This is a genomic window from Parasphingorhabdus sp., from assembly GCF_048269915.1.
Lineage (GTDB): Bacteria > Pseudomonadota > Alphaproteobacteria > Sphingomonadales > Sphingomonadaceae > Parasphingorhabdus.
Genome location: NZ_JBLWTY010000002.1, coordinates 114,891 through 136,253 on the forward strand (window position 1 = coordinate 114,891; position 21,363 = coordinate 136,253).

At 56.8% G+C, this 21,363-nt stretch carries 20 protein-coding genes; 14 read left to right on the forward strand and 6 right to left on the reverse strand.

The genetic code is table 11. From position 1 onward, the window contains the following. Window positions 1-822 carry a sugar phosphate isomerase/epimerase family protein gene (locus tag ACN0WX_RS05545; RefSeq protein WP_417621312.1) on the forward strand — a complete coding sequence of 274 codons (822 nt, stop codon included), beginning with the start codon at window positions 1-3 and terminating at the stop codon, window positions 820-822. A 1-nt stretch (window position 823) separates the two neighbouring features. Further along, the gene (locus tag ACN0WX_RS05550) at window positions 824-1,201 is read left to right on the forward strand and encodes a VOC family protein (RefSeq protein WP_417621313.1); all 378 of its coding nucleotides are present in this window, start codon (window positions 824-826) and stop codon (window positions 1,199-1,201) included. Window positions 1,202-1,222: 21 nt separating this feature from the next. Here ACN0WX_RS05550 and ACN0WX_RS05555 read toward each other — a convergent pair whose 3' ends face one another. The 4 genes from ACN0WX_RS05555 to ACN0WX_RS05570 all read right to left on the reverse strand — a co-directional run bounded on the left by ACN0WX_RS05555 (window position 1,223) and on the right by ACN0WX_RS05570 (window position 4,463). After that, window positions 1,223-2,029, reverse strand: a complete 807-nt coding sequence (locus ACN0WX_RS05555; protein ID WP_417621314.1) for an SDR family NAD(P)-dependent oxidoreductase — start codon at window positions 2,027-2,029, stop codon at window positions 1,223-1,225. 3 nt (window positions 2,030-2,032) lie between these two features. Beyond that, window positions 2,033-2,371 (reverse strand): hypothetical protein, encoded by a 339-nt coding sequence (locus ACN0WX_RS05560; RefSeq protein WP_417621315.1) that lies wholly within the window; start codon window positions 2,369-2,371, stop codon window positions 2,033-2,035. Then, window positions 2,368-3,558 (reverse strand): aromatic ring-hydroxylating oxygenase subunit alpha, encoded by a 1,191-nt coding sequence (locus ACN0WX_RS05565; RefSeq protein WP_417621316.1) that lies wholly within the window; start codon window positions 3,556-3,558, stop codon window positions 2,368-2,370. The genes ACN0WX_RS05560 and ACN0WX_RS05565 overlap by 4 nt, the downstream gene beginning before the upstream one ends. Before the next feature lie 98 nt (window positions 3,559-3,656). After that, window positions 3,657-4,463, reverse strand: a complete 807-nt coding sequence (locus tag ACN0WX_RS05570; protein ID WP_417621317.1) for a helix-turn-helix domain-containing protein — start codon at window positions 4,461-4,463, stop codon at window positions 3,657-3,659. Between the two features lie 209 nt (window positions 4,464-4,672). On the opposite strand from ACN0WX_RS05570, the gene ACN0WX_RS05575 reads away from it, so the two are divergent. The 8 genes from ACN0WX_RS05575 (at window position 4,673) to ACN0WX_RS05610 (ending at window position 14,176) form a co-directional block, all read left to right on the forward strand. Beyond that, on the forward strand, window positions 4,673-6,334 hold the full coding sequence (locus ACN0WX_RS05575) for an MFS transporter (RefSeq protein WP_417621318.1): 1,662 nt from the start codon (window positions 4,673-4,675) through the stop codon (window positions 6,332-6,334). Window positions 6,335-6,479: 145 nt separating this feature from the next. Continuing rightward, window positions 6,480-8,807 (forward strand): TonB-dependent receptor, encoded by a 2,328-nt coding sequence (locus ACN0WX_RS05580; protein ID WP_417621319.1) that lies wholly within the window; start codon window positions 6,480-6,482, stop codon window positions 8,805-8,807. A 24-nt stretch (window positions 8,808-8,831) separates the two neighbouring features. Beyond that, window positions 8,832-9,881 carry a dihydrodipicolinate reductase gene (locus ACN0WX_RS05585; RefSeq protein ID WP_417621320.1) on the forward strand — a complete coding sequence of 350 codons (1,050 nt, stop codon included), beginning with the start codon at window positions 8,832-8,834 and terminating at the stop codon, window positions 9,879-9,881. Next, window positions 9,878-11,092, forward strand: coding sequence for a cytochrome P450 (locus ACN0WX_RS05590; protein ID WP_417621321.1), 1,215 nt, complete (start codon window positions 9,878-9,880; stop codon window positions 11,090-11,092). The genes ACN0WX_RS05585 and ACN0WX_RS05590 overlap by 4 nt, the downstream gene beginning before the upstream one ends. Continuing rightward, window positions 11,089-11,844 (forward strand): SDR family oxidoreductase, encoded by a 756-nt coding sequence (locus ACN0WX_RS05595; protein ID WP_417621322.1) that lies wholly within the window; start codon window positions 11,089-11,091, stop codon window positions 11,842-11,844. The genes ACN0WX_RS05590 and ACN0WX_RS05595 overlap by 4 nt, the downstream gene beginning before the upstream one ends. A gap of 28 nt (window positions 11,845-11,872) precedes the next feature. After that, window positions 11,873-13,201, forward strand: a complete 1,329-nt coding sequence (locus tag ACN0WX_RS05600) for a spinster family MFS transporter (protein ID WP_417621323.1) — start codon at window positions 11,873-11,875, stop codon at window positions 13,199-13,201. 16 nt (window positions 13,202-13,217) lie between these two features. After that, a complete protein-coding gene (locus ACN0WX_RS05605; protein WP_417621324.1) occupies window positions 13,218-13,520 on the forward strand; it encodes a DUF1330 domain-containing protein in 303 nt (100 codons plus the stop codon). A 2-nt stretch (window positions 13,521-13,522) separates the two neighbouring features. Continuing rightward, window positions 13,523-14,176, forward strand: coding sequence for a carboxymuconolactone decarboxylase family protein (locus tag ACN0WX_RS05610; protein ID WP_417621325.1), 654 nt, complete (start codon window positions 13,523-13,525; stop codon window positions 14,174-14,176). Window positions 14,177-14,315: 139 nt separating this feature from the next. Here the strand turns inward: ACN0WX_RS05610 and ACN0WX_RS05615 are convergent, their stop codons facing one another. Then, complete coding sequence (locus tag ACN0WX_RS05615) at window positions 14,316-15,431, reverse strand: NADH:flavin oxidoreductase (RefSeq protein ID WP_417621326.1); 1,116 nt, start codon at window positions 15,429-15,431, stop codon at window positions 14,316-14,318. 205 nt (window positions 15,432-15,636) lie between these two features. Here ACN0WX_RS05615 and ACN0WX_RS05620 point away from each other — a divergent pair, with 205 nt between their 5' ends. Then, window positions 15,637-16,596 (forward strand): alpha/beta hydrolase, encoded by a 960-nt coding sequence (locus ACN0WX_RS05620; protein WP_417621327.1) that lies wholly within the window; start codon window positions 15,637-15,639, stop codon window positions 16,594-16,596. Between the two features lie 4 nt (window positions 16,597-16,600). Here the strand turns inward: ACN0WX_RS05620 and ACN0WX_RS05625 are convergent, their stop codons facing one another. Then, window positions 16,601-17,401, reverse strand: coding sequence for an enoyl-CoA hydratase/isomerase family protein (locus ACN0WX_RS05625; RefSeq protein WP_417621328.1), 801 nt, complete (start codon window positions 17,399-17,401; stop codon window positions 16,601-16,603). A 131-nt stretch (window positions 17,402-17,532) separates the two neighbouring features. Here ACN0WX_RS05625 and ACN0WX_RS05630 point away from each other — a divergent pair, with 131 nt between their 5' ends. The 3 genes from ACN0WX_RS05630 (at window position 17,533) to ACN0WX_RS05640 (ending at window position 21,334) form a co-directional block, all read left to right on the forward strand. Continuing rightward, window positions 17,533-19,221 carry an FAD-binding protein gene (locus tag ACN0WX_RS05630; RefSeq protein ID WP_417621329.1) on the forward strand — a complete coding sequence of 563 codons (1,689 nt, stop codon included), beginning with the start codon at window positions 17,533-17,535 and terminating at the stop codon, window positions 19,219-19,221. Between the two features lie 131 nt (window positions 19,222-19,352). Then, window positions 19,353-20,348 (forward strand): thiamine pyrophosphate-dependent dehydrogenase E1 component subunit alpha, encoded by a 996-nt coding sequence (locus tag ACN0WX_RS05635; protein ID WP_417621330.1) that lies wholly within the window; start codon window positions 19,353-19,355, stop codon window positions 20,346-20,348. Beyond that, entirely contained in the window at window positions 20,345-21,334 is a 990-nt protein-coding gene (locus ACN0WX_RS05640) for an alpha-ketoacid dehydrogenase subunit beta (protein WP_417621331.1), read from the forward strand. The genes ACN0WX_RS05635 and ACN0WX_RS05640 overlap by 4 nt, the downstream gene beginning before the upstream one ends. The last annotated feature ends 29 nt before the right edge of the window (window positions 21,335-21,363 follow it).

Consider the following 21,363-nt stretch of genomic DNA (forward strand, 5'->3'; position numbering starts at 1 on the left):
ATGAATCGTCTTGGCATTGAAATGCTCAGCTCCCACGGGCTTCCGATACTCGAACAGGTTGGTCTTGCCGCTCGGCTGGGCTGTGCGCACATCTCCAGCGGCCTGACACAATTGCCGGGGCCGTTTAACCCGTTCGGCTTTCCCGACTGGTCGCTGCGGGATGATCCGCAATTGCGGCGGGAGATGATCGCTGCCCTGCGCGACCACGAAGTCAGCATCTCTCTCGGTGAAGGTTTCGGCATTCGTCCGCAGATCAATGTTGCCGAGCGCGAACGCGACGTGGATATCATGGCCGAGCTTGGCGCGCGCGGATTGGGGGCCGTGTGCATGGAACCGGACAATGTCCGGGCCATAGAGGAATTGGCTTTGCTGACGGAAATGGCCGCAGCACGCGATATGCTGGTAACGATCGAATTCGGTCCGGAACTGGCTATCGCCAATTGCGCGCAGGCGCTGGAGGCTTTGCGGGCGGTCGATATGCCCAATTTCAAGCTGCTGATTGACTCGATGCATTTGTTCCGTTCCGGCGGGACGGTGGCTGAAATTGCTGCCCTTGATCCGACGCAGATCGGTTATGCCCAGCTTAGCGATGTACCGCTGGTGTCCGCTTTTCCCAACTATATGGACGAGGCTATGAATGCTCGGCTGGCACCGGGGCTAGGTGAATTGCCGCTGGCGGAATTAGTGGCCGCGCTGCCGCATGACATTCCGATTGGCCTGGAAATACCGAATATCGAATTGGCCAGCGCTGTGACAGATCCGGCGGAGCGGATGCAACCAGCCGTAACCGCAGCCAGAAATATTTTGAAATTGGGAGTGTAGGATGATTGCAGGCGGACGTTTTGGGACGAATGATCTGGAAAGAGCAAAGCGATTTTATGATGCAATTGCTGAACTGACCGGAGCAAAAGTAGTGATGGAACGCGCTGATCTGGTGGCCTACCAAGCTGAAGGTGGCTCCATATTCCTGATCGGGAGGCCTTTCGCCGGGGAAGCCTCAGCAGGCAATGGCAATCAGCTTACAATCGAAGCCAAAAGCCGTGAGATGGTCGATGCCGTCCATGCAAAAGCGCTCGCATTGGGCGGGACAGACGAAGGCAGTCCCGGTATACGCGGCGATGATCCGAACGGATTCTATGGTGCCTATTTCCGTGACCTTGATGGCAATAAATGGGTGATCTATCGGTTCGGACCTGCTTAGGAGTCCGTTCGGGCACGTGACCTAAAGCAGCGAGCCCCCGTCGACCGGGTAGACTTGCCCGGTAACAAACCCGGCATTGCCGGATGCCAGCCAGACAACCAGAGAAGCGACTTCCTCCGGCATGGCCATCGGGCGCCCAACCACGGTTTTTCTCGCGCGCTTCGCGGCATCCTCGGGACTGGTACCTTTGAACAGCTTGGCGAAAAAATCGCCGCGAAAGCGACTGCCGCTGCTGAAGGCTTCGGGGTCGTTCGACATGGTGCCATAGGGCGCTACGCAATTGACCCGTATGCCGTGCTGGCCGACTTCCTTGGCAAGAATCTTGGTGAAGCCATGGACCGCAGCCTTCATGGCGGAATAAAGCGGCAACATATAATCGCCAACGATTCCTGCAGTCGACCCGATGTTGACGATTGCCCCGGTCTTCCGGCTGATCATCGATGGCAGCACAGCATGGGTCATGCGCAACATGGTTCCAAAATTGATATCAATGTCTCCCTGCCAGGTTTCGGGATCGGAATCGGCGAAAAAGCCGGCGCCGACATTGCCACCGACATTATTGACGAGAATGTCGACCGGCCCGATTTTTTCTGCTGCAGTCAGGATTTTTTGTGCGGCGTCTTTTTCCAGCATATCGACGGCCAGAAATGTGATTTTTCCCGCATCGCGGACTTTGGCCGCTTCGACCAGCCTCGCTCCTGCCTCTTCATCTCTGCCGACGGCCAGTATATTGGCCCCTTCATCAGCAAAGGCGAGGGCAATGGCACGTCCGATATTGGCCGTAGCTCCGGTAACAACTACCGTTTTATTGGAGAGAGCAGTATCCATTGATCAGGAATCCGCAGGCGCACAGATGATGGGCAATCGCATTCTGCTTCGCGCATGTTTGGTTTCGTCCGGCCCCTGAACTTCCTGAGCTTGCGCTATATGGGAAAAGCTGAGAGCCAGACGCATCAGATTGGTCTGTGCCTGGTCATGGGCAGAAAGGGGTGTCTTGTCTAGCAGATCGAGTGATTCCGCGAGGCGAGGCATGAATGCATCGTAAAACACCTGTCGATCGCCGATCGGCATCGATCCGCGCAAAGCATCCCGTGCGGCAGCGTCGGGAGCAGCCCAGTCCTCGACAAATTGGGTCAAGTCCTCAAAGCCGTCGGGCAGGAGTGTGCTCATGCTTCGGCCCTTTCGCCAAGATAGGATTCGACCATCTCTTCAACCGTGTTGAACAAGTGGCGACAAAGTGATTCCTGCGTCTGCATGTGGATATGCGTCAAGGCTCCGCTCGACAGCCCGCGCTGGCCGGCTTCGATAACATCGACATCTTCGCTGTGTACATCCCGGGCTGTGACCATGATCGCCTCGCGCCCAAAGCGTTCACTCGCATTTGCATCGTCATCCACCCAGTAAAGCCGGATCACTCCGCGCGATTTCTCTGCGCTGATCGGGTAAACGATATGGACGAAATTTTGCAATGGTGTGCCGAGCATGAAGAAGCTCGGGAACAGTGCAAAATATTGCCGGCCATAAGGCGTGGCGAGCAAATTTTTTGCCGTCGCGCCAGGGATCAGGCGGGCAAAGGCCGTGCTGAGAAATGGAGCAGGGTCGGGATTGGGGTTGGTCCAGATTGTCTGGGTCCGATGCGGCCCGATAAAACCGAAGTCTTTTGGATATCCGAAAGGATTGTCGGGAGCGCAGGCGGACTGACCGCTGCGGGGATGGATGAACCGCAAATGGTAGTTTTCCTGGAAATTGTCATAAGTCAGCTTCCAGTTGGCATCGATTTCGTAACTATATTCGCTGAACGTCGTGGCGCGGCTGACCGGCAAGGTTTCCATCTGCTCCGCGAGCGGCCCCAACCAATCTCGCAGCGGTGGAGGATCATCACCAACGAAGACGAAGATCAAGCCCGCGCAGATGTCAATCGCCACTTGCTTGAGTGCGCAATCTTCCTTGCTCACATTGAACTGTTCGAAATCCGGGGCCGAGACGAGTTCCCCGTCGGATCCAAAGGTCCACATATGATAGGGGCAGGAAAACCGGCTGCGCTTTCCCTGGGCTTCTTCCACCAATTGGGTGCCGCGATGCGTGCAGACATTGTGAAAGGCACGAAGAGTGCCGTCTTTGGAACGGACAATCAGCAATGAAGCCCGCAGGACTTCTAGCTCGCGCCGGATGAAGCTGCCGGCCTCGGGCAGTTCGCAAACATGCCCGATACACTGCCAGCTGCGACGGAAGACTGCCTCCCGTTCCAGCTCAAACCATTCTGGATCATAATAAGGTTTCGCCGGAATGGGACGGGTTCCCAAAAAAGCAACATTATCCTGAGATATCGGAGTGAAGTTTGATTGTTCAACGTTCACAGATTAACTCTCCATATAGATATTCATATCCGATCGCAGCGAATGATCGCCGAGGCGCGTTGCCTGCTGATCCTGTCATGCAAAGTGCGCAGCCTTGGTCAGGCAGCCTGTGCGTGTTGAAAAGCCTCTGTGTTGGTTTCTTCAGGACGCTCGACACAAGATGCAACTGCGTCCTGAAGAAGGGCAGTCATGGCTTCGATATCCGTATTCTCGCCCGGTTCGTATACAATACCCAATGCCATGGGGCGCGCCATGCCGGGGCCCTTGACCAGAACCGCACAAACATCAGCAATCGAACCGAAGCCCATCTTTCCGTGGACATGTCCGCAATCGCGCGCACGTTCAACCGTTTTGACCATTTCCGGGAAGCAGAATTGTTTATCTTCCGAAGCTTCGGCATTCAGGCGACGGATCATGCCATCGCGTCGTTGTTTTTCGACCGTTGAAAGCAGCAGCCAGCCGACGGCGCTTTCCGAGAGGCTTTCCTGCATTCCACCATAGATGCCCTTTGCAGTGGATGCCTTCAAGGGCGGCTCGCCATTGTGCCAGGAGAAAATTTGTGCCTCCAGACCAACCATTCCGAAAACACCGACGGAAAGACTGGTTTGTGCCGCCAGATTGTCAACCAGACTGCCGAGGCGTCCGTCGCGAACAAAATCGGGCTGGGTGGTGGAGCCGAGCATCGCAGCGCGTGGGGTAAGTGTATAGGAGCGCGTCGCGAGATCTTTGTAAAGCAGGCCCAGATCGACCAATGTTGAAAGCAGTTCCGAGGTACTGGATTGTGGTCGGTCGTAGCGCCGAACAATGTCCATGACTGTTGCGGTTGGATGATCAAAATCGAAATAATCCAAAACCTCGATCACGCGTTTCGCGATTTTTGCTTTGTTTGAAACAGCGGACTGCATGCGATTCTCTCCCAATTATCTTTTAATGAACAACATTGTTGATTAGAGCAGATGGAGAGTCAATAGAAAAAATGAACCTGCTTCATTTTTGTGTCGCTAGAGCGATATCGAGCATCGCCAAAACGATATCTGGGCCGCTCAGCGCAAATGTTTACGGCCATAGGCCGATTGGAATTGTTCTTTGTTACGGCCTTCGCCATGGGAGTGTTATGTCCAGAAGCTCAGCCGCCAATCGCGTTCACCCTTTTTCTCCCCTGAAGGAGACTGTGTTCCGTCGAATCTGGTTGGCCAGCGTTTTGGGGAATTTGGGGCAGTTGATTCTCGGCGTCGGTGCCGCGTGGGAGATGACGAGACTGACCTCGTCCGCGGCAATGGTGGCGCTCGTGCAAACCGCAATGATGCTGCCGATCATGCTGGCATCCGTGCCGGCCGGCGCACTTGCCGACATGTTCGACAGGCGGAAAGTAGCCATGTCTGGCCTGGGTGTATCCATATTGTCTGCATCGATTTTGATGGTTCTCGCGATTTCGGGACTTGCTACGCCATGGGTCCTCTTGATATTTTGTTTCCTCATCGGCGTAGGCGTGGCTGTGTACAGTCCGGCATGGTCGGCTTCCATCAACGAACAGGTTAGTCCGAAGAATCTGCCCGCAGCAGTGGCACTCGGCACGATCAGCTATAACGTCGCGCGCAGTTTCGGACCGGCACTGGGTGGCATCATTGTTCTTGCCTTGGGTGCCCAGGTGGCTTTCGGGCTCAACGCCGTGTTGTATTTTCCGCTTCTGGTTGCGTTTTTCTTTTGGCGCCGGGAGCAGGTGCCGCCGCGATTGCCGCCCGAGGGAATTGGCAGGGCGATTGTGTCCGGAACGCGATATGTGTTCCATTCGCCGATGTTGATGCGCAGTCTTGTCCGGGTATTCCTGTTCGGTTTGACTGGTGCTACGGCATCGGCACTTGCTCCGCTGATAGCGCGCGACCTGTTGGGTGGCGATGCGGCAACCTACGGGGTTTTGCTCGGCGCAAGCGGTGCCGGAGCCGTATTTGGTGCGCTCTTCGTCAGCTCTTTCCGGGAAAGGTTCGGCACCGAATTCGCCAGCCGTTTTCTGATGGTGGTTGGCGGTTCCGGGCTGATCGTGGCTGGATTGAGCACAAATCTGGTGGTCACATGCATAGCAATGTTCGCAGCCGGCGCTGCCAATATATTGGTCATAGCCCTTTATAATGTAACGATTCAGCTTTCGGCTCCCCGCTGGGTGCTCGCCCGCGCATTGTCGCTATTTGCATCGGCCATGACGGGCGGAATCGCCTTTGGCGCGTGGGGCTGGGGAGTGTTTGCGAATATATGGTCGGTAGACTCGGCCGTGATTGCATCGGGCTGCTGCATGGCGCTTCTGCCGTTGATTTCCGTCTTGTTACCTCTCGGTGACGAGTCCCCCGAACAGGCCGAAGCGGTCCGCCTTGATTCGGAACCTGAAATCGGTTTGCAACTGACGATGAGATCCGGCCCCATTGTGATCGAGATTGATTCTCAAGTGTCGCGCGACGATGCCCGAGATTTTTACAATGAGGCGATAAAATTGCGGCCGTTGCGTTTGCGCAATGGAGGATACGACTGGTCAATTGCACGCGATATCGCTGATCCGACCTTATGGACCGAACGCTATCATTGTCCCACTTGGGCCGATTATTTGCGTATTCGTGATCGACAGACCTCAGCCGATCGCGCAGCGCAAAAGAGGGTTGATCAATATTTGATAGCGGGGACACAGAAGGTTGTCCGCAGGCGTCTTGATCGGCCTTTTGGTTCGGTCCGCTGGCGCTCTGAATCCATCGACCCCAAGGGCGAAGCGACTGATTTTTTGACACCCTGAGGGCAGTTTTTAGGCCTCCAATCTGGTCATCGCCAACACGATTAATCCGCTATCTCGACAATTTGCAGGTGACCTTTCCTGTCAAAACGCGGCAAGTCCGTTGAGGGGGCAGCCGGTCTATGCCCGTAAACGAGAGGATGATTATATGAATGCACCCGCGCTCCGCAGGGCTCTTATTGCCACTTTGGTATGTACCACGTCATTGCAGCCGGCTCGTGCACAAGGCATGAGTGGAGCAGCGGAAAGCGACAATAGTGGCATCATTATCGTCACTGCCCAGCGGCGGGAGGAGGCGTCGGTTGACGTTCCGATCAGTATCACCGCGATCGATAACGCGCGTCTCGAAGCTGCTGGCGTGCAGGAACTTTCGGATATCGCAAAACTGACCCCGTCGCTGCGTTTTGATTCCCAGGGACCGGCGGTGCAACCCACCATCCGCGGTGTCGGAACGGCGATTACCACGTCAGGGGGTGGCCCGAATGTCGGGATATATGTTGATGGCTTCTTCCAGTCGAATACCTATGTATCGGACTTCGATCTGCTGAAGGTTGATAGTATTCAGGTGCTCAAGGGTCCCCAGGGTACGCTATTTGGCCGCAATACGACCGGTGGTGCCATTCTGGTGACTACCGCGGAGCCTTCGTTCGAGCCCGCTGCCGAGTTCAAGGCCGCCTATGGTCGCTTCAACGCGGTGACATTACAGGCCTATGGCACCACAGGGCTCAGCGATACTGTCGCGATGGATGTCGAAGGACAGTTCCGCAGGGGGGATGGTTATTTCACCGACCTGACCAACGGTGATGACGAGATTGGCGATTTCCAGAACTGGTCATTGCGGGCTGGCCTCAAGGCGGAATTGTCGGACACGGTTTCCATCCTGCTACGATATACCCATACGGAATCACGTGATCCGACCACCCAGCTGGTCAATGCTTTTGTTGACCAGACAGGGGAAGCTGGTTTCCTGTCACAGGTTTCTGCGGCAGGGCAGGCGATATATGGTGCCAATAGCTCACAAGGACTGCCGCTGGTATATTTCTTTGCGCCGCCGGGCACCTATGCGACAAATCCCGGCGAGATATTGCTCAATCCGCCAGTCAGTTTCAAAACCAACAGCGACAACGCCCAGATATCGCTCACCGCCGATCTGGGTTTCGCCGAGCTGATATCCTATTCCCAGTATCGCAACGACCAATCTCCCTATTTTGGTGATCTGGATGCTACCGCCCTTCCGTTTTTCAACATTTATGTCGGAGTGGATGACGAGACCTGGTCACAGGAATTTCTGTTGAATTCCAAGCCGGGCGGACCTCTGCAATGGACGGCAGGCCTGAACTATTTCCGGGTGCGGGACACCTGGGATGTGGATGCTTCCTTTGGCCTTGCACCCTTTTTCGACTTTGGCGGGTCCAGTACAACCACAACATCCTATGCTGCGTTTCTGGACGTAACGTACGAACTGACCGACCGTCTTTTCCTCACGGCCGGCGGACGCTACAGCCATGATATCGTGGACGATGCCTATTTCACGGCCAATCCGTTCACCACCAGCTATATCGGACCAAACGACGAAACTGTGCCCTTTAACGGTGCCCCGGGCACGCGAATCGCGGTCGACAAACTCAAGAATGACAGCTTCACTCCGCGGGCGGCCATCCGGTTTAAACCCGATGAACGATCAAGCCTCTACGCTTCCTACACGCGCGGATACAAGGCGGGGATTCTTAACGTTGGTGGTCTGTCCCAGCAGCCTGTCGAGCCCGAGGAAATCGATGCGTTCGAGCTTGGTTACAAATATGCCGGAAGCCGCCTTTCGCTGGATCTGGCCGGCTTTTACTATGACTATAAGAATCTGCAGGTATCGAGTTTCCAGAATGGGGCCGCGCAGATCCGGAACGCCGCATCGTCGGAAATTTATGGTCTGGAGGGGCAGGTGCAATTCCGCGCTACGGATGCTTTCAATATATTCGCCGGCGCTTCATGGACACATGCACGCTACAAATCCTTCCCCAATGCCCCGTTTTACAGCTTTTGCGATCCGGCGGCAGCTGCGCTGACTCCCTTATGGTGTGTGCCGCAAGCGCTGGGCGGCTTTGGGCCTGGGGCACTGGTACAGACGTCCACCGATGCCTCGGGCTTCAAAATGCAGCGCGCGCCTGAATTCACAGGTAATCTGGGTGCCAGCTACGAACTCGATCTGGGCAATAGCGGTGGTCTGACCCTTTCTGGAAATCTCTATTATACCTCATCCTTCTTTTTCGACCCCGAGCAGCAATTCCGACAGAAAGGCTATGAACTATTGTCGCTGCGTGCCGAATGGAAAGATGCCGCAGACCGTTTCTCGATTGCTGTTTTCGGTGATAACCTAACCAATCGGAGCTACCGGTCGCAGGTGCTGTTCAACACGCTTGGTATCGGCAGCGTCTGGGCCAGCCCGGCGACCTGGGGCATTTCTGCCGGCTTCAAATATTAACTGGTCGATAGCTGGAGGATATAGATGGATGCGCAACAGCCATTGAAGATCATCCAATGGGCGACCGGTAATATCGGTGCCCGTTCGTTGCGGGCACTGGTCGAGCATCCAGGGCTGGAACTCGCCGGCCTCTGGGTTAGCGCGGAGGCAAAGCGCGGCCTGGATGCGGCCGAGCTTTGCGGGCTAGAGAATGCAACCGGTATAGTCTCGACAAATTCCGCATCGGAGCTGATCGAACAGGATGCTGATTGTGTGCTCTACATGCGGCAAGGCACCGATATCGACGAGCTTTGCAAAATGCTCGCCTCGGGCAAGAATGTCGTCACCACAAGGGGTGATTTTCACCATCCGCCCATGATGGAGGGCGCGGCTCGGCAAAAGATCGAGCAGGCTTGCAGCGATGGCAACAGCTCCATCTACAGCACGGGTTCCAGTCCCGGCTTTGTCACCGAGGCCCTTGCTCTCCCGTTGTTATCCCTGTCGCGGCGACTGGATTGTCTGACGATAGATGAATTTGCCGATGTCGGCTCCCGCAATTCACCGCAACTGCTGTTCGAGATCATGGGCTTCGGCAAGCCGATGACTGCTTTCAATCAGGCCAGCGCGGATTTCGTGAAAACAGATTTTGCGGCGTCTCTGGCGCAGGTTGCGAAGGCCAGCGGAATCACGATCGATCGCTGGGAAGCTCATGGTGATTATTCGCCTGCCAGCGAGACCATTAAAATTGCTGCTGGAGAAATCGGCAAGGGCAGTATCGCTGCCCAGCGCATTACCATATCCGGCTTTTGCGATGATCGGCTGCGCTTTCGTTTCCGGGCGCATTGGTATGCATCGGACCGGATCGAAAATACCGATTGGAATCTGCGCGAATCCGGTTGGCGGATACAGGTCGCGGGCGACACGCCGCTCGATGTGGCCATCGCTTTTCCTGTCGCGCCAGAGGATTATGCAGCTTTCACTCCCGGCCTCACTGCACATCGAGCGGTCAATGCCGTGCCGGCCGTCTGCGCGGCTCCGGCGGGAATTCGCACCACGGCCGATCTGGCGCAAGTCGTTGCGTGGTTGGGCGAATGAATAATATCCCGGCCCATATACCGCCGGCGCTGGTGTGGGACCACAGCTTCGACCGGTTCACCGCAGAGATGGAAGATCCGTTCCTCGCCGCGTCACGCCTGCATGCAGGGCCGCCCCTGATCTGGGCCACGGACGCGGCCTATGGCAGGCCTGGCTGGATAGCGACCCGCCATGATCTGATCGACGAAATCTTCCTTGATCATGAACATTTTTCGGCTGAGCGGCCGGGGATGATCGGGGAGATGATCGGAGTCGACCTGCGGCTCAATCCGATCGAAATCGATCCGCCGGCGCACCATGCTTATCGCCGTAATCTCAATCCGGTTTTCACGCCGAAAGCTATGTCGGCGCTTGAGGATGCAGTGCGCCAGACTTGCGCCATGCTTGTGCAAATATTTGCGGCTCGGGGAGAATGTGATTTCATTGCGGATTTTGCGGTGCCCTTTCCTAGCTATATATTTCTCGATCTGATGGATTTGCCGCGGGACATGGCGCCGACTTTCCTCAAATGGGAAGAAGATCTGATGAGAGGCGGAGAGGTGTCCGACCGTGTCGGGGCAGCCCGGGCGATTTACCAATATCTGTGCGACCACAAGGATCGTCAGGTGGCTGATCCGTCCAATCCACTCAACCGGGCGATCGTGGACGGCCATTTCGAAGGCCGTCCGCTGGACCATCTGGAAATGATGGGTATGTATTATGTTCTCTGGGTTGGCGGACTTGATACGGTTTACAGTACACTCGGGTGGGTGATGCACCATCTTGCGACGCACCCTGATTTGCAGGCCCGGCTGGCAGAACATCCAGAGCTTGTACCGCAAGCCGTTGAGGAGTTTACCCGCGCCTACTCAGTGGTTGTCACGCATCGCCGCGTGGCCAGGGATTTTGAATTTCACGGCGTTGCGATGAAGGCCGGGGAAGAGGTCCATTTGCCCTTGGCTCTGGCCAATCGCGATCCGGACCGGTTTGCCGATCCGCACCGGGTCCGGATTGATCGCAAATCGCGCCACATCGCATTTGGCACGGGGGTTCATAATTGTCTCGGCGTGCATCTGGCAAAACGCGAAATTCGCATCGTGATCGAAGAATTTCTGCGGCAATTTTCACACATCCGGTTGGCGGGGGAAGATGCCATGCAATTCCATACCGGCCGTACCTTCGGTGTCGACCGGTTGCGGCTGTGCTGGGACAGGAGGGATGGGTCGGAATGAACAATCACCTTGATGGCAGAGTAGCGCTGGTGACCGGGGCCTCGTCGGGAATCGGTGCCGCGGCGGCGCGATCCCTCGCTGCTGCGGGGGTGGAGCCTGTCGTGGCAGCCCGGCGGGCGAGCAAGCTTGATGCGCTGGTTGGTGAGATAGCGGACGGCGGAGGCAAGGCGTCCGTGGTCGTTGGAGATGTCTCGCGTGAAGAGGATGCCTTCCGCATGGTGGAAGAGACGGTGGAGAGACACGGCCGGATCGATATTCTGGTCAATTCGGCGGGTATGATCGACGCCGGCGGACTGGAGAGCCTGGCAATCGACCGGTGGCGGCGCGTCATTGAGGTCAATCTGATGGGAACAATATATACTTGCAAGGCCGCCCTGCCGCAGATGAAGGCCCAGCGGGAGGGCGACATCATCAATATTTCCTCGACCGCCGGGCGGCGTGCGGCCGGGCTGATGGGGGCTTATTCGACAAGCAAGTTTGGCCTGACGGGTTTCACCGAGGGCTTGCGTCAGGAAATGGGCAGTTACGGGGTGCGCGTGTCGATTGTCGAACCCGGCGCAACGGAGACCGATGTGGCCGAGGCTATTTCCGATCCGGTGATGCGCGATGCCATGCGCAACCATGTCTCGCGTAATGGTGTGTTGCAGCCTTCCGATATCGCCGATGCAATCAGCTTCATCGTCAGTTTACCGCGCCGGGCCAATGTCTCGCAAATCCTGATACGCCCGACCGATGATACGGCAGCAATGTAGTGCCCCGCCCGATGGAAGAAAGAACGCAATGAAATTATCGACCGGCGACCCGTTAGAGCCCGCGATTCCATCGCTCTCCCGTCGCACCTGGGTACTTTTCATGGCGATGCTTGTGGGTGCAATCAGCTATATGGACCGACAGATTCTGACGATGCTGGTGGAGCCGATCCGGCATGAGTTTGGCCTGTCGGATCAGCAACTCGGCCTGCTGACCGGTCTCGCCTTTGCAATTGTCTACACCATTACCGCCATCCCGGCTGCACGGCTGGCGGATCGGTGGTCGCGCCGTGGAGTGGTCAGCATTGCAGTAGCCGTATGGAGTACAATGACCGTGGTTTGCGGTCTCGCTACCAATTTCTGGCAATTGTTCCTCGCCCGTGTTGGAGTGGGATTCGGCGAGGCAGGGGGCAGTGCGCCGATGCAGGCGTTGCTGGCTGACTATTTTCCCCGGAGCCAACGCGGTACGGCGCTGTCGATCTATCTTCTCGGTGCACCGATTGGCATGGGTTTGGGACTGGCCTTTGCAGGCTGGGCAGTGGTCGAATATGGCTGGCGCTGGACGTTCATTCTTGCCGGTATCCCCGGATTACTCGTCGCACCGCTGCTCATGCTCACGGTAAGGGAGGTCCGCGCGGGGCTGGCGGACGGTGTCCAGCAGGCATTTGACCAGCCGCCATTTGGCAAAACCATCGCGGCCCTCTGGCAAATTCGATCGCTTCCGCTCATGATGCTGGCGGCAACGCTGATGGCGCTGATCGGAATGGGCATGCAGGCCTGGGTTCCTGCCTTTCTGGAACGCACCCATGGTCTCGCCTCGACGGAAATTGGTGCAAAACTCGGTGCGGCCCTGGCAACGGGTTCGGTCATCGGCCATCTCTGTGGCGGACCATTGGCGGACTTTCTCGGGCGAAAGGACCTGCGCTGGCACTTGTGGACACCGATCATTACCGGTGCACTGGCCGTAATCATGGTGCTCTTGGCGCTGAACGGACCCGCCGATCTTGCCTTTCCCCTGTTCGGTATCCAGGTGTTCCTGACAGGATTGTTCGCGGCACCCATGATCTACATGGCGACGACACTGGCACCGGTATGGGCCCGGGCGACCTCTGCGGCTTGTGCGATGTTTGCGATCAATCTGGTCGGCCTTGGCCTCGGACCGGTGATCGTGGGGCAGATTAGCGATATGCTTCGCCCGCTATATGGTGAGGAATCCTTGCGGATTTCTCTCATGCTCGCGCTCACCGTTTACCTGCCTGCCGCGATATGCTTTTGGTTGGCAAGCCGAACCTACCGGGCGGATCACGGGACCGCTCTGGCCGATCTTGAGAGAGATAGCGAACCGGCCATGGGACATTGATTGGAAGGAACAGACTATGCCAGCTTACCTGATTTTTACACGCGAAGGTCCAGTAAAAGACCCCCAGAAAATGGAAGCATACAGCGCGGCCAACCGCGCCAATGCAGAGGAATATGCCTCCCGTTTTGGCATCAAGCCGCTCTCGGTTTATGGCCATTTCGAAACGCTCGAGGGGGAAGATGCAGATGGCGTTGTGCTACTCGAATTTCCGACCATCGAAGACGCCCGTGGCTGGTACGAAAGTCCCCAATATCAGGCAGCGATGGCGGATCGCCTCAAGGCTGCAGACTATCGCGTAATCTTGTTTGAAGGAATATGATCATGACCACTATCAAACCACGCATCAATCATGTGCCGCGGGAAGAATGGACTGACGATACCAGGGAGGTTTTTGCCTTCTGGGGAGAGCCAAATGCCTGGGAAGAAGGCTCCAAGACCAATATCATGAATGTGATGGGCAACCATCCGGATCTGGGCAAGGCCTATAATATCTGGGGCAAGCATTTGCTGATGGGGAATACTCTCTCATCGCGTATTCTGGAAATCATCATATTGCGCGTCGCGGTGAAGGCGAATTCGGCCTACGAATGGCACAATCATGTCGGATACGGCATGAACGCGGGACTGTCGCTGGAGGAAATTGCCGCTATCCGGGACTATCCTGAAGGAGGGCAGTGGGATCCGATCGAGAAGGCAATTCTCGATGCGGTCGAAGAACTGACAACGGCCGGAAACCTCACCGACCAGACATGGGATCTTCTGGCTGGCCATTTCAATACCAAGCAGATGATGGATCTGGTGTTCACCATCGGCCATTATGTGATGACCAGCTGGGCACTGTCTGCCTTTGGCGTGGAAATCGAAGGCGGAGCCGATCCGATCGGATTCGATCTGAAGACGAAATCTGGCCGGACCCCGGGCAAGACCTACAAGCCGGGAGAGAAAGAGGACTGGGTCGATACACGCGGCTATTGAGGGAGGCTCCCGATAACGGGGCTGCCAGACGCTATTCTGGACACGATGGCTCGCGCTTTGCGGCGCAAGCCGGGTCAGGCGTTTGGCACCACAGTTTCGCGTTCAACAGGGCGCAGTTTGTCGCTGAATGGAGCAAAGCCTAATACAGGCTGTGCAAGGCCGCCGGGTCAAAGCTTTGCATCTCCTCGAAACGCCCATCGCGGACTTTTTCAACCCAATCGGGTTCGGTGATCAGCGCGCGGCCCACGGCGATCAGATCGAATTCTCCGCGTTCCATTCGTTCGATCATGCCTTCAATCCCTTGCGGCTCTGATTTCTGTCCGGAAAATACGTTGATGAAATCTGTTGCCAGACCAACCGATCCGACGCTGATCGTCGCAGCGCCGGTCAGTTTTTTGGCCCATCCTGCGAAATTCAGGCCGTTTTCACCGTCGATTTCCGGAAATTCCGGTTCCCAGAAGCGCCGTTGCGAACAATGGAGAATGTCGACGCCGGCTTCGATCAGCGGAATAAGCCAGTCGCCCATGGTGTCGGGTGTATCGGCGAGCCGTGCCGTCAAATCCTGTTGCTTCCACTGGCTGACCCGCAAAATCAGGGGAAAATCCGGCCCGACCGCATGACGGATAGCCGCAATCATCTCGGCAGCGAAAAGCGATCGGTCTTTGAGGGTCGGGCCACCCCAGCGGTCGGTGCGTTCATTGGTGCCGGCCCAGAAAAACTGGTCGACAATATAGCCATGCGCCCCGTGCACTTCGACCGCGTCGAATCCGAGCCGTTTGGCATCGCGCGCTGCCGAGGCAAAGGCGGCGATCGTGTCGGCGACATCCGTCTCGCTCATCACATTGCCGCGGGCCTTGCCCGGCCCGAACAGTCCGGACGGGCTTTCGAACGGAACATCGGGCTCATATTCAGTGGAGCTGCTCTTGACCGCCCCGACGTGCCAGATTTGTGGTGCGATCTTGCCGTCCGCTGCATGCACCGCCTCGGCAACATCCTGCCATCCTTCCAGTGCATCGCCGTAGAAAAAGGGGATGCCCGCTTCGTTGCGCGATGAGGGACGATCCACAACCGTTCCTTCGGTCAGGATCAGACCGACCTGTCCTTCGGCCCTTCGCCGGTAATAATCTGCCTGTGCTTTTCCGACCAGGCCACCTTCGGCGAATCCGCGGGTCATGGGCGCCATGACGATCCGGTTCTTGAGTTCCAGTGATTTCAAGCGGAAGGGTGTAAACAGCACGTCAGTGGATATCGGCATGGGCAATCTTTCTCGTGATCATCTGAAACCGTGCGCATTGTCGCCCGCTGTCGCAAGGGCGCAGTGGCTTTCCTCCAAATCATCGCATGAGCGAATGCTCGCGTCTCGGGGCTTTCACATTTTGACCGCCAGTCACGTGCCCTATAGTGATTGGGTTAGAAAGACAGGCTGTTGCAGCCGGTTCTAGTCACCAAGGGAGGCATATTTGTCAGAAGAAAATTTCATCCGTCCAGATGTACAGGCCTATCTGGAGCAGTTGAAAGCCCAGCCGCGGCCACCCTTTACCAAAGAAATGATCGCCATGATCCGTACGCTCCCGCCCGAGGTGATGGCGGAGGGAGATCTCCCTGTGGGAGAACTGGCAGTCGATCGCGGACTGGAAATGCCCGGCCCGGCTGGCACGATGGCGCTGCGTCTGTTTGACCCGCGCGCCAGTCGCGCCGCAGGGCCGGTAGTCGTATTTTACCATGGCGGCGGTTTTTGCGTTGGCTCAATCGGCACGCATGCGGGCCTGGCGGCCGAGATAGCCCGTCAACTCGATCTGCCGGTGGTTTCGGTTGAATATCGGCTGGCGCCCGAAGCCCCTTGGCCGGCCGCGCCCGATGATGCCGAGGCGGCCGCGCGCTGGATCGCCGCCAATGCGGCAGTGTTCGAACGGGAATTTGACGGCCTCGTCCTGTGCGGCGATAGCGCGGGTGGAAATCTTGCAATCGTGACCGCGCTGGCACTGCGCGACAGTCCGGCAAGCCTGCCCGTCATCCAGCAGCTACTCCTCTATCCCGGCACAGATGTAACCCGCGACTATCCTTCACGCGCCGCCTTTTCGGATGGCTATGGTCTCGATCAGCAAGATATGACGCTGTTCAATCAACATTATGGTGGAGATCCCGAAAACTGGCGGCACAGCCCGTTGCATGCGGAACTTGCCGGCCTGGCGCCTTCCGTGCTGGCGACCGCTTCACTCGATCCATTGCGTGATGAAGGACGGGCTTTTGCGGCAAAACTGGTGCAAGCGGGATGTGAAGTCGCATTCAGCGAGATGCGGGGCACGATCCACGGCTTTGCTAGCTTTCGCAAGGGCATCGCGTCGGCCAATGATGATCTGGCTATGATCCTCAACCAGTCACAGGCAATGCTCGCGGGGAAGAAATCGGACCCGGGTTAGGCGGTCAGTTCCGTCGGAATGTCGGCGACCGTTTCTCGATCATCGCCGCGATCGCTTCCCGGTGATCGCTGTCACGCACGGATTCCGATTCCCAATTCATGCCCGGTAACAGGAGCGCACTGGAAAGGCGCTTCAGTTCGATATTGGTCAATGCCTTGGTCTTGCGCAGGGCAAATTGTGGCTTGGCAAGAAGCTTGGTGCACAGGCCTGCGATTGCATCGTCAAGCTCGGCCGGATCAACGGCCCGGTTTATCAGCCCGATCTCGACGGCCTTGTCTGCTGTGATAAGATCGCCGGTCAGCAAATATTCCTTGGCCCGGGTCAGTCCGATTCTCTGGGGCCAGGCTATCGCACCGCCATCGCCCGCAACCAGGCCGATATTGACATGCGGATCGCCAATCTTCGCCTTGTCCGACGCGTAAATTATGTCGCACAGCAATGCGATCGTGGCCCCAAGCCCGACCGCGTGGCCATTCATCCGGCAGACCACGGGCTTCTCGATATCGATCAGCGTTTCGACAATCTGCCGGGCCATTTCGATTTCATGATCAAAACACTCGGGATTGTCGGCATTATTCTGGATATGAGCGAAGTCTCCCCCGGCTGAAAAAGCCTTACCCTGGCCGGTCAGCAGGATCACGTCCGACATCTCGTCGCCGCGAGCGAAAGCGAGAGCCGCCGGAAATTCATCATGCATTATCTGGTCAAAAGCGTTCAGCGCATCCGGGCGGGCAAAGGCAATGGTGAGCAGACGACCGTTTCGTGCAAGCGCGATAGTCTTTAGCTGGGGCAAATCCTGGGTCATTGGAATCAGTCCTTTTTTCTGCCTCTATCACGCCGGTGCGATATACAAACGTCGCACCTGCGATAATCCTTGTCGCGCATAGGGTAAGTCGTCTTAACTGACTATGCTTGGTGAAGCTGAGGGAGCGGAATATGGCAGGTTTTGATGAGACTTACGACTGGGTCGTTGTGGGGAGCGGGGCTGGATCCTTCAGTTCGGCGCTGGTGATGCGGCAGGCCGGAAAATCGGTACTCATTCTCGAAAAGACCGAATTTGCGGGCGGCACGACTGCCAAGTCGGGTGGCGTGATGTGGATTCCGGCCAATCGTTTCATGCGCGAGGATGGCGAGGAAGACGATATTGAAGCCGCAATGACCTATCTCGATAGCCTGCAGGAACTGGACGGCGGTAATGCTCCGGGTACTTCCAGCGAAAAGCGCCGCGCCTATCTGACCGAAGCACCAAAGGCGGTAGATTTTTTGTGCGAGCAAGGGGTGAAGCTGCGGCGTGGCCCCACTTTTTGGCCGGACTATTATGATGAACTGCCGGGCGGTTGCAAAACCTCGCGCACCGTGGTCGCCGAACCATTTAATCTGAAGGAACTCGGCCCGATGGCTGACAAGTTGCGGCCGGGTTTTGCCGAATTCAACGTTCTGCTCGGCGACGCGATGGAATCCGGTCATATGCGCACAAACCCCGGCGCAAAAAAGATATTGCTCAAGATCATCTTGCGGACCGTCCGCGACAAGTTGCTGGGCCGCAAGTTTACCACCGCAGGTGCTGCGCTGCAGGGCCGGATGCTGAAAGCCGCGCTCGATGCCGGGGCGGAAGTCAGATTGAACAGTCCGGTTGCGCAATTGTTGATGGAAGGTGACAAGGTTATTGGCGTCGCTGTCGATAATGACGGTAAGGTTCGGCGGATAGGGGCGCGATTTGGTGTCCTCGTCAACGCCGGAGGCTTTGCGCAAAATCAGGACATGCGCGACAAATATGCGCCGGGCACACGCGCCGAATGGTCGCAAACACCCGAAGGCGATACCGGCGAGATGATTGCCGAGATGGAGCGTGTCGGCGGTGTGCTTGCCCAAATGGATCAACTGGTTGGCTACCAGTCAACGCTCGCGCCCGGATGGGATGAAGCCTATGTCGCGCCGGGCGCACAAAGCCTCACCGGCAAGCCGCATGCGATTCTCGTCGACCAGTCAGGCGAACGCTATATGAACGAAGGCGGTTCCTACGAACTATATTGCGAGAATATGCGCAAACGTAACGAGGAGAGCCCCGCAATCCCGAGCTGGGCGATTTTTGATCGGCAATATGTCAATAAATACAAGGTCGCGGACAAATATATCGACAAGAAGATTCCCGAAGGCTGGCTGGAAAGTGGCTATTTGCACCAGGCCGACACGATCGAGGCGCTGGCGCAGACGATTGGTAGCAATCCCGAAACACTGGCCCAAACCGTAAGGCGCTGGAATGAATTTGTCGCGCGGGGTGAAGACGAGGATTTCCAGCGCGGTGCCCGGCAATATGACAATTGCGGATTTGTCGGCGATCCTTTTTCGGAGCAAAGTGCGATGGGCAGCATCGAGCAGGGGCCGTTTTACGCGGTGCCGGTCATACCGGGGGATGTGAGCACCTATGGCGGCGTCGTCACAGACCAAAGGGGACGTGTAGTGAAGTCCGACGGATCACCGATCGCTGGCCTCTACGCCACCGGTGTGAGCACTGCATCGGTCATGGGCAATATTTATGCCGGTGCGGGGTCGAGTATCGGGCCGGCCATGACCTTCGGCTATATAGCCGCCAAACATGCGGCTGGCCTCGACAACCAGCTCTGACCCTGTGCTGGATGGCAGCCGAGTGAAACCAACGCGGGAGCGATACCCTGCAATATTCTAAGCTGGGTGATTGACCTTGGGTCAAGAGGACGTGATTGTCAGAAGGATTTCAACGAAGTTCGAGGGAAAAAATGACCGAACTCAGCAATGCACCCAAACCCGGCGGCAAGGATCTGGTAGAAATTTACCGCCGGATGCTGCGCATCGAACGCAACGAGGACGCCGTTCTCGCTTCGATGCGCCGCGGACGCCTTACCATGCCTTATTATTCGGCGCGTGGACAGGAAGTCATCCCGTCCACCATATCACACTTCCTGAATGACGAGGATCAGATTTGTACGATCTATCGCGGTATTCAGGACATGGTCGCGAAGGGAATGCCGCTGAAACCATTATGGGCGGAAATTGCAGGCAGGGTCGATGGAACCTGCAAGGGCAAGGGCGGGGCGATGCACATGACCCACCCCGAAACCGGGATCATGGTGACCACGGGTATCGTCGGTTCGTCCATGCCGATTGCAAACGGACTGGGCTGGGCAGCCAAACTCGATGGCAGCAAGCGCGTCGTGATCGCCTATTTCGGCGATGGCGCGTCCAATATCGGGGCCTTTCATGAATCGCTCAACATGGCGTCGCTCTGGAAATTGCCGGTAATCTTCGTATGCGCAAACAACCGGTTTGCCGAACATACCCGCTATGAGGATGGCACGGCAGTCGATCAGATTTCGAAACGGGCAGTCGGCTACAATATGCCAGGCTTTACTGTCGATGGAAACGATCCAGACGATATGTTTGCTCATGCCTCTGTCGCGATCGAACGTGCGCGTGCAGGCGAGGGGCCGACATTGCTCGAATGCATGACATTCCGTTTCCGGGGCCACGTGGTCGGCGATGACGACAAATATATGACCAAGGAAGAAAAAGAGGCAGCCATGGCTGCGGACCCGCTTCCAGCTCTGCGGGCGCGTCTGGTTTCAGAAGGTCATGCCAGCGAGGAAGATCTGGCGAATATGCAGGAAAAAATTGAAAAAGAGGTCGAAGAAGCGCGCGACTTTGGTCTTGAAAGTGAAGTTCCCTCACTGGATGAATTGCGCCGCGATGTATTCGCCGAGGAGATGCCCGCATGAGCGAGATGGTAAAAATGCACGCTGTTCAGGCGATCAACGCAGCGCTTCACGAATCGATGGAGGCTGACGACAAGGTGCTCGTTCTGGGCGAAGATGTCGGGGATAAACAGGGGGGCGGGATCACCGGGATCACTGCGGGACTTTCCACGAAATTTGGAGAGGACCGGGTCAAGAGCACCCCGATAGCCGAGCAGGCCATCATGGGGGCTGCCATTGGTGCCGCCATGGCCGGCTACAAGGTTGTCGCGGAAATCATGATGATGAATTTCACGACAGTGGCGATGGACATGATCGTCAACCACGCGGCGAAGCTACGCTTCATGTCCGGCGGACAAACAAGCGTTCCGATTGTCATTCGCACGCTGACAGGTGCCGGTTGGCAGACCGCAGGGCAGCATTCGGATTTTCTCGAAGGCTGGTTTGCCCATGTCGCCGGTATCAAGGTCGTCTGTCCGGCATTCCCGGCTGATTATAAAGGTCTGATGATGGCCTGTATTCAGGATCCCGACCCTTGTATCTTCGTCGAGGCGGGCGGAACATTTTTCATCCCTAACGACGTGCCCGACGACCAGGGGCCGATTCCACTGGGGAAAGCCAATATTGTCCAGGAAGGCAGTGACGTAACCATTGTCACCTGGTCCGCCCAAACTATCCGAACGATGGCCGCAGCGGAGGCAATTGCCGAAGCTGGCATCTCAGCAGAGATTATCGATCTCAGGACGATTTCGCCGTGGGACAAAGAAACGGTATTGGCTTCGGTGGAGAAGACCGGACGGTTGCTGGTTGCACATGAAGCCTCGCGTAATTTTGGCCCGGGCGGCGAAATCGCCGCGACAGTGAGCGAGGAATTATTTGGCAAGCTGAAGGCACCTGTGAAACGGCTTGGCGGTCCGACCTGTGCCGTGCCATTTGCCAAGAATCTTGAAACCGCATTCATTGTCCAGCCAGAGGACATTGTCGCAGCGGTCAAGGAAATGATGGTCTGATTGGTATCGCCTCTGCCTTTGTCATTTCG